General features: G+C 48.1%; 11 protein-coding genes and 1 tRNA gene. 6 read left to right on the forward strand and 6 right to left on the reverse strand.

Translation table 11 applies throughout. The features are described from left to right. Positions 1-36: 36 nt before the first annotated feature. The 3 genes from ACR0D8_RS17780 to ACR0D8_RS17790 all read left to right on the forward strand — a co-directional run bounded on the left by ACR0D8_RS17780 (position 37) and on the right by ACR0D8_RS17790 (position 1,846). A tRNA-Phe gene (locus ACR0D8_RS17780) sits at positions 37-111 on the forward strand. A 99-nt stretch (positions 112-210) separates the two neighbouring features. Beyond that, positions 211-1,392 carry a tyrosine-type recombinase/integrase gene (locus ACR0D8_RS17785; protein WP_480648504.1) on the forward strand — a complete coding sequence of 394 codons (1,182 nt, stop codon included), beginning with the start codon at positions 211-213 and terminating at the stop codon, positions 1,390-1,392. 85 nt (positions 1,393-1,477) lie between these two features. Further along, a complete protein-coding gene (locus tag ACR0D8_RS17790; protein ID WP_480648506.1) occupies positions 1,478-1,846 on the forward strand; it encodes a hypothetical protein in 369 nt (122 codons plus the stop codon). A gap of 634 nt (positions 1,847-2,480) precedes the next feature. On the opposite strand, the gene ACR0D8_RS17795 is transcribed toward ACR0D8_RS17790, so the two are convergent. The 5 genes from ACR0D8_RS17795 to ACR0D8_RS17815 form a co-directional block, all read right to left on the reverse strand. Beyond that, entirely contained in the window at positions 2,481-3,014 is a 534-nt protein-coding gene (locus ACR0D8_RS17795) for a hypothetical protein (protein WP_480648508.1), read from the reverse strand. 274 nt (positions 3,015-3,288) lie between these two features. After that, positions 3,289-4,152 carry a hypothetical protein gene (locus tag ACR0D8_RS17800; RefSeq protein ID WP_480648510.1) on the reverse strand — a complete coding sequence of 288 codons (864 nt, stop codon included), beginning with the start codon at positions 4,150-4,152 and terminating at the stop codon, positions 3,289-3,291. Between the two features lie 91 nt (positions 4,153-4,243). After that, positions 4,244-4,483, reverse strand: a complete 240-nt coding sequence (locus tag ACR0D8_RS17805) for a hypothetical protein (RefSeq protein WP_480648512.1) — start codon at positions 4,481-4,483, stop codon at positions 4,244-4,246. A 338-nt stretch (positions 4,484-4,821) separates the two neighbouring features. Next, positions 4,822-5,145: an H-NS histone family protein gene (locus tag ACR0D8_RS17810; RefSeq protein ID WP_480648514.1), complete on the reverse strand. Its 324-nt coding sequence runs from the start codon at positions 5,143-5,145 to the stop codon at positions 4,822-4,824. 789 nt (positions 5,146-5,934) lie between these two features. After that, positions 5,935-6,618, reverse strand: coding sequence for a recombinase family protein (locus tag ACR0D8_RS17815; protein WP_480648516.1), 684 nt, complete (start codon positions 6,616-6,618; stop codon positions 5,935-5,937). Between the two features lie 342 nt (positions 6,619-6,960). Between ACR0D8_RS17815 and ACR0D8_RS17820 the strand changes: the two genes are divergently transcribed. Continuing rightward, positions 6,961-8,124: a DUF3800 domain-containing protein gene (locus tag ACR0D8_RS17820; protein WP_480648518.1), complete on the forward strand. Its 1,164-nt coding sequence runs from the start codon at positions 6,961-6,963 to the stop codon at positions 8,122-8,124. Between the two features lie 752 nt (positions 8,125-8,876). On the opposite strand, the gene ACR0D8_RS17825 is transcribed toward ACR0D8_RS17820, so the two are convergent. Further along, a complete protein-coding gene (locus tag ACR0D8_RS17825) occupies positions 8,877-9,830 on the reverse strand; it encodes a TAXI family TRAP transporter solute-binding subunit (RefSeq protein ID WP_480648520.1) in 954 nt (317 codons plus the stop codon). A gap of 156 nt (positions 9,831-9,986) precedes the next feature. Between ACR0D8_RS17825 and ACR0D8_RS17830 the strand changes: the two genes are divergently transcribed. Beyond that, the gene (locus tag ACR0D8_RS17830) at positions 9,987-11,435 is read left to right on the forward strand and encodes a hypothetical protein (protein WP_480648522.1); all 1,449 of its coding nucleotides are present in this window, start codon (positions 9,987-9,989) and stop codon (positions 11,433-11,435) included. Positions 11,436-11,578: 143 nt separating this feature from the next. Then, positions 11,579-12,685, forward strand: coding sequence for a tetratricopeptide repeat protein (locus tag ACR0D8_RS17835; RefSeq protein WP_480648523.1), 1,107 nt, complete (start codon positions 11,579-11,581; stop codon positions 12,683-12,685). Positions 12,686-13,240: the final 555 nt, after the last annotated feature.

Consider the following 13,240-nt stretch of genomic DNA (forward strand, 5'->3'; position numbering starts at 1 on the left):
AGAAGGCCTCCACCCAACGGCAAAAGCCGTTCCCGTGCCCGGGTAGCTCAGGGGTAGAGCAGTGGATTGAAAATCCTCGTGTCGGTGGTTCGATTCCGCCCCCGGGCACCATTAACACCCTGAAATACTTGATTAATTTTGATTGTTGAGCGTTCTGATTTTCAGTCGTAAAAGTGATACACAGTTATACACTCCTCCGACGGGCTGACCTTGGTCAAAGATTCAAAAAACCAAATCTCCAAGCTGAAACACCTCCGAAAGGGTCTGGCGATCTATAAGATGATACGCAGCCCCTATTGGTATATTCGATACAGAGACCCGATTGCGGGAAAATACGTGACTCGTTCCTCCAAGGAAGAATCACGGCTGGAAGCCATCGAAGTAGCTTACGAGTTTGCTGATACCTTCCGTAGCAAAGCCAACAGCGACCATGCCAAGAAGAAAGCCACCAGCTTTGAGCACTATGCGAAAAAGCTGATGGGTGTGCAGAAGGGTAAGTCCAAATGGTCGGACGGTGACAACAAGTTGCTGAACCGATCCAAGGATGGGCTGATCTGCTACTTCGGTAAGTATGATGTCAGAAAGATCACCACGGGTATGGTTCGGGACTACCTGATTCATCTCGATGAGAACCGGCCAAAGCGGTTGGCAGAATCAACCAAGGCCAAGCACACGATCATTATCCGCAAGGTTCTGACGCTGGCCGTCGAGGACGGTCTGCTGGATGTGCTGCCGGTGATGCCAAAGCAGAAGACGGTTGATACACCCCGGCACACATTCACCGATGACGAATACAAGCGGTTCATGAAGGCTGCCGGTGAATGTGCCAAACGGGGTGATAAGGTACGTGGTGTTGAGATTACCGGCCACCATGCCAAGATGTTCCGCTTTGTGGTCCACACCTTCCTCCGTCCGACTGAGGGCGAACTGTTTGGCCTCAAGCATAAGGACATTCAGATTAAGGGAAAACCGGCGCATCTGGAAATGAATGTGCGAGGCGGTAAGACAGGTGGCCGTGTCAGCGTGACGATGCCTTTGGCTGTTCCGCTCTACCATGCCACCTTGAACCCGTTCGACGGGAGTGGCCCTGACAGGAACGGCTATGTCTGGATGCCGGAGTACCCAAACCGGCGCACGGCGATCAATACGGCTCGGCGTATCTTCAACCACATATTGGAAAGGGCCGATCTGCTGGATGAGGACCGTAAGCTGTCTCCTTACTCACTTCGGCATTATTCCATTCAGTCCCGGGTGAGGTCGTCGAATGGGAAGGTGAACACCCACACCCTGGCCAAGAATGCTGGAACGTCCGTGGATCAGTTGGAGCGGTTCTATTTGAGGAACATGGCTCCCACGACAGGGATCATTGAGAACTTGCAGCACAGGGAATAACGAGTTGTTGTGCCAACCGGCCATCTGCCCTGTTGTCTGCAATCGTGAGTCATAGGACGCCATTGGGGTAGCAAAGGAGACCCCAATGGCACTTGAAAAGCAATTCAATCTGGAAGCAGCGGAAAAGCCCAAGACGACCCAGCCTTCCCATCAGCGTCGTCAGAAATTCATCGCTGCCATCGACAAGCAGTTGGCAGGAATGGCGGCGGGGGAAGCCAGCAATACCTCGAAAAGCACGTGGGTCTGGCAGTCGAGCAAAGGAGAATGGTTCATCTCGCCAAGGTATGGAAAAGCGTCTCTCGAACTGGCTCCGGGCCTGTCGGCGATCAAATGCACGGATTCAGAAGACGTTGTGCAAAACCTTGAAAAGCTGAAATCCCTGACGAGTGACGGCAAGTTGGATGCGGTCCTTGAGACGGCTGCCACAGCAATCCGTAGCCGGTTCGGAAAGTGACATCTACCAGTTGCTCTGGACGTTCAAATGGTCCCGTTGGGTTCGGATGGAACGCAATGGGACTTTTTGCTTTCCGGTCTGTTCCTATCACCAGCAACAAAACCCAAATCATGCGAAGCACTTCACGAAGTGAAGCAGGTAGCTATCTGTTGGTTATCCTCCGGCAATAATTGATCAATCGCTTGCTTCGCAAGACATTCGTTGCACGAATGTTGTTTCTATTGTTCATTCTATCAGGACTGTCGAAGACCTGACCCCGAAGGGGTCTGTAGATAGGGTTCATTCAGGTCTCATCTGGCCCTGTTGACGTTCATTACGGTCCGGTAGATGCCATGGATTGATCATTGGGTTCCATCGGCATTCACCTGAACCCCATGTACTCATGTCCTCGCTACGCTCGTCCATGAGCTTTCAGTGTTCTGGATTGTTATTATCATTCCTATTTAAAGTCCTGAATTTGTTTTGGGTTTCTTTTATGCATCAACGTACTGATCCGACCCGAACCTGAATATCTGGCATGCGAACACTCGGCAGGGCCGAGAGATTGTTTTGCTGAATGTTTGAAAGTGTTTTGGTCCGTGTCAGGAGCTGAGGGTTGATGTTCGTGGTTCAGGAGGCATCCGAGCCTCTTGATCTAACCACTTGCCGGATTTCCAGCCAACTCCTGCTGATCTTTGTATTTGGCCCACACATAGCTGAGAACTGCGTTGTATGTGCAGCCAGCGTAGCCCTTCACACGGACGTATGCAGTCTTCACGGTGGTTGGGCTGTAACCAACCTTGATGGCTTTCGTCACACGTTGTTGCTTGATCCGTAGGGCTTCACGAACACCCTTTACCGTTGCTGCTACCTTGGCCAGTTTGCGAGCTTTGTCTTCCGGGGACAGGCTAATAATCCAACCGGATGCAATCCATGCCAGCCGTTGTTTCTGGGTGACGATCTTCAGGGCACGTTCAACAGCTTCAACAGTGTAGCCGAACTGAAATGCTTGCATGAAGTAATCCGCAGCCGGACGACCGCCACGGATGTAGGCTTCGACGATACGCATTGCCAGTTTGTGGTTGTCCAGCATCCAGCGGTCAGCTTGCCTGCGGAAATTGCGTTTTGTGAAAACGGAGCGCCCAAGCGCTTCGACGTTTCCGGTGTATTGGGTATTGTTCTGGGTCATGTCAGCCTCCGTCGATTGAGTGCTTGGTGTGTGGACCCGTGGGGACAATTGAAGGCAACCCATCCACACACCAAGGCTTTTGATCGGTCTATTTATAAGGCCGAGACCCAGAACTTCGGGTGATCCGGTGAAAAAAAGCAACTTTTTCAGTAGTTCTTGAGTCTCGTGTGTTCAATCAGCATTGCCCGTTCACCATGCACGTTTACCAAGGCTGGGGGCAGAAAAGGCCGCATTAATGCGGCCTATTCCGTTAAAATGATCTGCGGGTATATTTTTAGATCGGCAGGTATTTTGCTAACCGCCCTTTGTCGTCGTATACTCGTTTGATCTCGTCATACTCCAAGTCAAAGTGTGACATATCATCGAACCCTATAACCTCTTTTGGAATCCCCCAGACAGAAAGATTGTTACAAAATACATCTTCGTAGAATATTCCGTCGATCCAAAATCCGTCAGTCTGATTGAAATCTCCTTTTTCGTTCATACGGGTGAAGCCAGTTGTGTGCAGATTACGTGGGTGGCAATACAGATTTTCCTCTCTGTACTCCAATTGTAGAAAGTACATCTCCAATGTGCGATAAATTTCATCGGAGTGATCAATGTCAAATAGCGATTGGCTCCAATCGACCACATCGGCCTCGTCAACCTGACACAGCTCGTTCTCAAAGCCTTGGTCTAAAAGGGTGTTTAATCTATATCGACTTAAGGACTCTCCAGTTCGACGGTCAAACCACCGAATTCTGTCTTCATGGACGTAAAATTGGCGAACCATAAATTGGCTGTCTCTCTGTTTTTGATCCATCCATCGAACGAAGCATGCGGTTCCTGGAAGGTGCTTTGATACTCGTTTACTTATCAGATCAACAACCTCATCATATTCCAGCCCATTTGATAGAATGAGCGCGGAGTAAATGGGAGAGAACTCATTTTTGCCCCCAGTTTCACAATCAATCCAATGGCCAACGAACTCGACCATAATGTTTTTGGAAATGAACTCACGGCTGCAATCGTCGAGCGCTTCGTGCCAAAGTTCTAGTGACCAATTCTCATTTCCGGTTTGAGTTACAACACACACATTGCCGTGCATGACGCCCTCACCCATCGGTGTTGAAATAGTGAAGTTGGAATTACTTTTCATTGTGGTTTTTCTTTCTTTTAAGTATCAGGCATCACCCAGCGGCCCCCTGTAGGGGCTGCCAGATGTAAGTTTAAGTTTTCAATGATTTTGGTTAGATGAGCGATCCGCTCAGTGAGGCCACCTGTTGGGCGGCCTCGTTCCAACACAGTCCCAGAGCGACAAGTTTGATGACATCACTCTTCATCTGGGCTGCTGTGTTGGCACAGGGAATATCTAGTCCCCGTTCTTTGTAGATATTTTTCAGAACATCCGTCGCCTTGCTCCTCAGTTCCACCGAGTCCACGATGAATTTAGCGTATGTTGGGACGGATTTCTGGTGTTTTTTCATCATACAGTAATTACCTCATTGATTGATCATACCTTTAGAGCCCTCATAAGGGGTGTTCACAAAGGTTTAGTGTTGAGTTTTTGGGGAAGGTTCGAGCATTTGCTGGAACACGACGTTAATATCGAAGAGGTCATGTTTTGTCAAGTGCCTGGTGTAATGTTTTTTCGAAAAAATTTCTAGAACTAATTGGCAATATGACACAGAAATGAGTGGTCATTAGAGGTATATTAGAAGCGCATTCAGTTTCGTAATCCTCTGAAAATTTTGAAACCAGACGTCAGCATGAAAACAAAAAAGGCGGGGCTTAAGCCCCGCCTAGTGTCGAAACTGACTTCGTATCGTTAGTCTTCGATCAGGAACTCTTTCAGCTTGTGGCCAGCATCGAGCTTCTTCCTCAACCAGTCCGGCATCGGTCGACCAGAATCTTCGCCCGCCCAGCTTTTGCGATGGTTTTCCGGGTCACGGTATTTTGGCTTTGCTTTGGGGCGGCGCTGCTTTGACTGTTGCTCATCGTCGTTTGACAAAAACAACTCTTCAATTGAATAGCCTAACTTTTCAGCCTGCGCTCTGAGCTTCTTCCTTGCTTCCTCTTTTCCGCTTTCTCGTTCGATGGCAGCGTCGATCTCGGCTCTCTCACGTTTGAGCCTCTCAAGCGTTGTGCTCATATGAGTCTCCTTTTTAGTCGGGGTCCATGAATGTGTTCTGGTGATACGATTAGGAAGTAGAATGGTATAATGCAATTGAAATGTATGACTGCGTTTTACATTCTCGGGAAAGGATTTTGTCGTTCAACACACTGGTCGGGGGCTACGGCAGAGGCCTTCGTGCGCCGTCACGCACATTCGATCTGCTTCCTGTATTAGGTGCCACGGACGGCACAATCCGTTGAGCTGTTGGAAAGCATCAAGCGAGCGTTGTTCCCCGAACTGGATGTGGAGCGTTCCTGACGCCGAAGGCCGCGTTCGATTTGAATGCGGTAGAGACTGTTTTCCGTTATTCGGAGTTTAGCCACTGCGTGAGCCCATCTGCACATTCGTCAACGTTGGGCAGACCGTAACGAGTGGAGTTTGTTCCGATCTTTTCTAGGATGCAGTTGCTGCTCTCAGTTGTAGCAAACAGGCCGCTAATAACTTCGGTTAAGAGCGGTATCGTATAGTAGGAGGCCCAAATCCCAATTATCACAGTTACTTCACGTTTGGTGGTTAGCGTTTCAAAAAAAACACTAAGCGTCACGGCCACTGATCCAAGTGCCACCCAAACGGCATAAGGTTCGTCGGAAATACAGTATGCCAGAAAGATGGAAGTCAGCCCACAGAATAGCCCAAAATACTGGTTTGGGGACAAAAGCGAAAGCTTGTCAAGAATCCAATTGAAGATGCCCATTTCGCTCTAACTTCTGAGTTTTCTTAGCAGGATGTCTGGTTTAGGTGGCTTCGCCAGAGATGCTTGGCCATTTACTGCGGTGTATTCCGACTGTCCAGTGTTTGCGTCACTCCGCGAAATTTCTGCTTCGTAAGTTGTTGGTAGTTCTTGACTGTCTGCGGATACCAGCGACCGCCCTTGCACGTTGCAACGCCTCTTTCGTTCAGCAGTCTTGCTGCTCCGTAAAACGATCCAGCCTCAGCCATTGCCTGTTCAAAATCGGGGCGGATCGTTTCGAGGAATTTTCGCTTCTCTGACTGCCTCTGTGCCGCTAACGCATGTGCATTCCGGCCAAGGACGGTTCCCCGGTTCTTTGCTGCTCTGAGTGCGGCTCTGGTGCGTTCTGATATCTGTCGGCGCTCTTCCTCGGCAAAGCAGGCCAGCAGGTGCAGGAAGAACGTTGAGACGTTTGGGTGTTCACAGACGACCAGTTCAATCCTTTGGTCGATGATCCCGGAGATGAACGACACCTTCCGGGAAAATCTGTCTAGCTTGGGGATCAGCAGCTTCGACCGAGTCTTCTTCACAAGATTGATGGCGTTCCAGAGTTCGGCTCGGTCATCCCGTTTGCCGGATTGGATTTCCGTGAACTCGGCTATCACCTGATCGGTGGGGGTCAGGAATTGCTCGACCATCGCCCTCTGCGCTTCTAGCCCGAGGCCGGATCGTCCCTGCCGTTCGGTCGAAACCCGATAGTAAACTACATACTCGACCATGCTTCATCCCTTCGTAAACGACAAACCAACGATTGTTGTAGAAGGGGTCGGAGTTTTCGGATGGGTGGGCAACAGGGTTAGTCGAAGGGCGGAGGAGTCCCCTGAGATAAATGATGGGGGTGTTCATTGTGTGTGCGTCGAGCTGCGCTCAATGCCATACTGAATTATCTATAGCCGCTTTCCATCAGCAAACCAGATGCGCTGATTCCTCAGCTTAGGGTTGCGCCGAGCACTCTTGGCTTTCCGTGGCTTCGGGATTCCGATATGTCTCATTCTGTACCTTAGGCGGGTTTGTCCATCTGGGGTGGCATTCAGCAATTTGACTTGGAACGGACTTCCGAAATGTACGCATTTGTTGATGAAACAGGGAATACTGGGGCGAATCTCTTTGATGAGAATCAGCCGGATTTCTACACGGCAGGGTTGATGACTCGAAAGGACTTTGACGCGGTTCATGGTGATGCGTGGCATAGTCTTCTTGCCGCGAGCGGTCTTGATGAGCTGCATTCGAACCATGTCGGCCTCGGGCCGATTGAGGAACTCGCGCCGGGTGTGCGGGACCTCCTACGAAAGGCAGGTGCCCGGTTCCATTTGTCGCGCGTTGAGAAAAGCTATCTCTTGGCCACAAAGGTATTCGACACCTTCTTCGACAGCGGTGAGAACGCAGCGGTCGCTTGGATGCACTACAATACAAAGCACCTTCGCCTGCCACTTGTATTCAAAGTTGCTGCACTACTTGATGAAACATTGGCCCGTGCCTTCTGGGAGATGTTGCTGGCTCGAACAGAGGACGATGCCCGCAGCAGAATTCCGGATTTTTGTGCATCGTTGCTTGAGCGAATGACGGTGTTGCCGGACGAAAGATCCCAAGAGATCATTGGGCGCGCACTTGAGTGGGCACGAGACCATCCCGAAGCTTTTGATTTCGCACTCACTCGCAAGGAAGCACAAAAAGGCCACATGCCGAACATGGTCGCATTCAGCAACCTTCTCGACGGGCTTGAAAAGGCTTCGGTTCGTTGGAAGCGTCCAGTCATTCGGATCACACATGACCGACAGAACCAGTTTCAGAAGGCGCTTGCCTCACATCATGAGATGTTTTCCAACGCCGCACCAGACGTTATCGAGATGCCTGATGACAAGTATTCGTTACGTAAAGTGCCGGGCTCGGTTTTTGTCATATCGAAAGCGTCGGAGAGCCCTGGACTGCAAGTTGCCGATCTGATGCTCTGGTTGATGAAGCAACTGTTTGCAGGGAAGGAACTGCCGCCAGCTACGGCTCGGCTGGCTCGCTACATCACAGCTCGGTCGCATTGGCATGACTTTTCGTTCGCGGGGGTCGAAAAGGACTTGCTGGCGAGTTTCAACACAATGCCCACGCTTGAGGAAATGTCCCCGAAGCAGTTGGAGCGGGGGCGGGAACTTAGAGCCCTTGATGAAAAGCGGCGACAGGAGAGTATGCGGCAATACGAAGTGGATCGTATCAGTCCACACGCTCGAGCGTAGTCCTCGGAGCGCATCCGGCATAAAAGGAAGTGTTGGCGTAGGGCACCATTTTTGCCCTGCGCGTTTTTTTGTCTAGTCCAGCTAAACCAGACTGGCCCATCCTACTCAGGATACTGGCGCTGTGCAGTTGCTACCCCAATTGTCTTGCCGCCAGATTTTTTGGTGCGCGCAACGGCAGTCCATTCGCAGGTGTGAGCGCCGTTCGGTGTGCAGGGGCTTTTGTATTTGAACGCCCCCGATGGGACTGTGCCGTCCGCTAACATCTTCCTGCCTGAGATGCTGTAGATGCCGAAAGGTGATTATCGGTTTGCGACCCATTGCCTTGTGGATGAGTGCTAAGTGCAGGAAACCGGCTCTAACTCATAGTAAGCTGAAAGACCAGAAACTCACACTTAACAAAGCAACCGGGTGGCACACGATGGTATCAGCGATAGGGGATGATAATCGGCCAAGACCTATCAACGCGGCGCGGTAAGTCCGGATCATGCAGAAAGATATCGCATCGAGCCACGTCTGACCCTGCGAGGACTAGCAAAACTCCTATCTGTTGCATTTTGGGTAATGTGCAGATCGAATAGTTGAACCACTACTTCTTTGAGTACATCAAGTGGATTCAGTGTATTGAACCCAATGCCTATGGACTACAGTGACAAGTAACCAACAAAAGCACCGGTAGCATAAAGCATGCCCCAAAAAATTAGGATGGCTGCTAGAAATGCTAACAGGATGCCCTGAATTGCGGGGTTTCAAAACTACCGAGAATTGTTCTCAGAAATTAGTTCTAGAGCTGATTGGTGCCACTTTTCACCTGGACGGCCAATCAAAAGAGACTCTTTATCCAGATCGGCTAGTGAAGGGTGTATCTGAGAAATTTGTCCAAATTCATCAAGTAGTGCGCGAATGGTTAACTTGATTATCTCTTCCGGTGCTCCTTCAAGCGTTAGAAGTCTCGCTCGAGGACCAGCTGTTTTGACTTCTAAGTCTTGGCCGAAATAAGTACCCGCTGGGATCAGCGTTGCCTCGAATCCCATTTGTTTTTCGAGCAGGTGTCCAATAGTGTTTTCGTTCAACGACAGAAGTTCGACATCACAGCTTGAAAAGGCTTCAGCGACAGATGAGTTTGCTTTGCCAGCGACCCAAATAAAGGCATCAATATTACCGCTGCATAGCCTAAACGATTGGTCGCTCGGACTAAAGTTTGTTTCCGTGAAGTCTTCTCGAGTTATTCCGACCGAACCAAGAATCGACGTCGCGACTTCTAACGTGCCAGAACCTTCCTGACCAACGTTAACTCGTTTACCCTCCAAACCACTTAAGCTATCGATCCCGCTGTCGCTTCTAACGACGACGTGGATTGGTTCGACATGAAGGGAAAAAACGGACACGTACTCATTTTGCTCATACGCGGAAAAATGGCTCAGAACCAAGTCTGATTGCGCAAAAGACAGTTGAACTTCGCCTTCTCGTAGTTGACGCAAATTATCGTCTGATCCAGTTGTGGCTGACACACCACAGCGATATCCATGAAGTTCGCTGTTTGCATTTATGCGTTGGCAAATCCTATTGGACACGGGCATATACACACCTTTTACTGACCCTGTACCAATCAGAAAGAAGCTATTTTCATTTGCCAGAACGCTAGAGCCAAGCCCAATAGCCGAACACAATATCAAGATGTTGCGTAGTATGAGAAGTTTGATGTCCATAAGTTGATTATTTTTAAGTTTATCTATTGATGGGCGAATCGCTATATTTTTTGCTATACTAGCACGATGTATCCAAAAAAGTTTGCGTGTTTATTCTTTATAGTCCTTACATCAGTTGTGTTTGAACGAACGCGAGCAGCGTTCGCAGATGACTTTTTGTTCGATCCAATCGTGGTAAAAAGTAGTGGTGTGGCAACTTTTCCAGATAAAGTAGAGAACATTTTCCCTCAGTTTCAGCAGGTTCAAACCCCTGACTTGCGCGAAGTGTTAGAGGCAAACTTGGACTACAGTTCAGGAAGGCTTGAAGCGTTAGATGTTGTGCAAGCTGATGGAGCCAAAACTGATGAAAATCGTACCCTTAAGATAGAGTTGGGTTTTACGGCTCCAATCGAGTTGGACGCTCAAGTTGCCACTGATGGCGACATTGATATAGCGCAAGCAATCAGCTACCAACTTGAGCAGCTATCGGAGCATCATGTTGATCTTAAGCTACTTACTAATAGAGACGGGTACTTCATAGGCTATGCTGATATTGAACTGGCATCTATAAGCGATAACTTACAATCATTCCCATTTTCCACAGAAATTATTTTAAAAACCGTTTTCACGATTGTAGCCGACAAGCATCCAACGCCAATTGAGATTTATAGCCAAGTTGTAAAGGAAACAAATTATAATGGCCGCGGAGGGTTCAAAAATCCGGGAGGCCTGGAAATATTCGCCGCTGAAGAATTTGCTGAAAGGGTATTTTTCGCATTTGAAATGGAGCCTGGAGAAACAAATGCATACTTTCTCAATCTGGCTACAACCCTGATTGACCACATTGTCAAGAAGGGTGATATATCTGCGAAGCTCGCTCAAAAAGTGTCTATGCTTCCTAGCCAAAGAGAATATTCGAAACTTTCGCCCTCCACAAGAGCTGCTAAATTTCAGCAACTTGCTCTGGTATTGGCGAGAAAGAAAAACGCTCAGCAATCTGTCTCTGGAGGTGACACTTCTTATCAGGAGCTAGCCAGACTCCTGAGTCGATCAATATCATTTCCAACGTCGAGCGTAAGTTTGGGTAATAGGACCATAAAGGATTACCGAAGAGCAGCGGTTCAACGTCTTCAGGTTACTTGTGTAACAGAGCCTACGGACTGCCCGCTTGCGCTTGAAGATTTCCGAAAACATCACGCCGTATTCGTGATGGGAAAACAAACCATAAGAAATGCGTTACTCGCTTACATGACGGCACTGGAAACCATGGGGGAATGGCAAGAGTTAAACGGTGTCGACAATTTAGACTACGCTCGAAACGCATTTAATACTAACTTGCGTAGCCATTGGGTGGATTTCGCTGCGTTCACACACTGCGATAAAGTGAAGGAAGACAAAGAGAACGATCAGCGTGGGCGGCAACAAGGTTGGCTACGCATCTATTTGGAAAGCTTGCCTAAAAAAAGTGGCTGGAAAAAAAGGCTTGAGCAAGCTGACGAAGTCGCTAGATTGTCATATTTGTTAGCCAGCAACGGGTCACTAACTGACTCGGATATTACGGAATATGACATTTCGGTGTTGAGAAAGACGGACAAGGAGGTAATAAAATGGTTGTGCTCCGAATGATAATGGTGACCGCCCTTCTAGGCTTTCCTTCCATTTTTGAAGGTCCGGATGTGGTTGGTAGTCCAAAGACTTTCAATTCCCCACCAGGCTGCCCTCCAAGTGCTCCTAGCTGTTAAATGGTGAATTGCCGCTTTAGCAAATTGGTGGCTATTTCCTTGGGGTTAGCTTCGGTTGCCTTGTTGGATGGGCGCGCCATTGCGGAAGAGTCTTCACAAAATGAACAGCCTCCTTTTATTAAGGAGGTGAAGACACTCATACGAGATGGAAACTATGAACGTGCTTTAAGTGTACTAGAGCCCTTAAACTATTCCACACTTGAATCTGACGCAGTAAGAAATGAGCAACAAAAGCTTTTGGGAGATGCGTATAACAATCTGAAAAGATATGACGAAGCAATAGCAAGTTTTTCAAATGTTATTTCGTATCCTGGAACAGACAAAGTATTTGCTCTGGTCAACCGTTGCTACAGTTACCTTCAATTGAACCTTCTTGTGGATGCAAGAAGAGACTGTGGTGATGCTCGTTACCTAATCGAACGTATTGACGGCGATGGAGCTACCGTCCCGCTCCATAGAGTTGTTGGCTTGTTGCAAGTGCAATCGAATGTTTTTCGTGAAGAGGGAAATCTCGATGAGGCACTATCTTCTATAGAGATGGCTGCTGAGAAAGTCAGAGCGTTTACTGAGGGTTTGAACAAAGAAGAACTAGATCGAGAACAACCATCACTTCAGTATTTCGATGTTTTTGTCGATGAAATACAAACATTGGCTGAGTATCGTGACATCGGCCGCGCAAAGGATCGGGCAAATGAGCTTCTTCGGGCTTCCGAGGCTTCTTTTCCTTGGCGTGTGCCTGATGTTCTTGCGGAAATTGGAGCACTGCACAAAATGCAGCGAGACTTCGATGCAGCGGGAAGGTTCTATATCACAGCTTACAATATGAGCAAACATGGCATAGGGAATTTTGAATACTTTGGGTCTTCAGAAGAACTGGTGTTTTTGGCATGTATTTCGTATTTGCAAAGCTCAGACGTCGAAGCCGCAGTTGATAACTGTGAGGAGCTTGCCAATTATGACCCCTCGAATCTTAATTTCTTAGAATTTTATGGTGTTTCACTTGCTCGTGCCGCTCGGTATCACGAAGCTCTGGCAACATTCGAAACTATCCTCGCAAACTCACTTGTCGGACAAGCTAGGCACGATAGAGCAAAGCAACGAATTGAGAGCCTCAAGGCGTCTGTTAACGATTAGACAAATCAACAACTGCATTAAAAAACTTGAAATCTCGGATTGGCTAGAGTCTTGAATTTAGGTTGCTTTAGGCTTCAAGGAGTTTCGGCAATATGCGTGTCTTGAATACAATGCGATTGTCTAGAAAAATTAATGTCTGCGTAACACACTTTCATTTAACACTACGGGTGCTGCAGCATTAATGGGGCGAAAAAGGGTATTGGGAACTGAGCGTGAAATTGAAATACTAAGTAACTCCTACCATAAGGCCATAAGCAAAATCCAAAGTGTATGTTGCTTAAGGGACGTGAAAAAAGTCTTTTAGATTAAAAGGAAAAGTTAGTGTTGAGCAACTGAAAGTCAGGTCAAGCCATTTCGATTAAGCGAAGGGAGGGTTTATTGTTGGTCAAAATAGTTTCTGAAATCGAGAAGCTGTTCTTGGAAGAGTTTTGTGACCTCTACAGGAAGCCTGGCGCCTCTTCAGAAAATCGTTGGTTCGAGAGATAACTTATTGAAGTTGTTTCATATATATGGAATTATATTGGTGTTTATACGTATGAAGGTACATCATTTATC

It is taken from the genome of Ruegeria sp. BG10, from assembly GCF_056538575.1.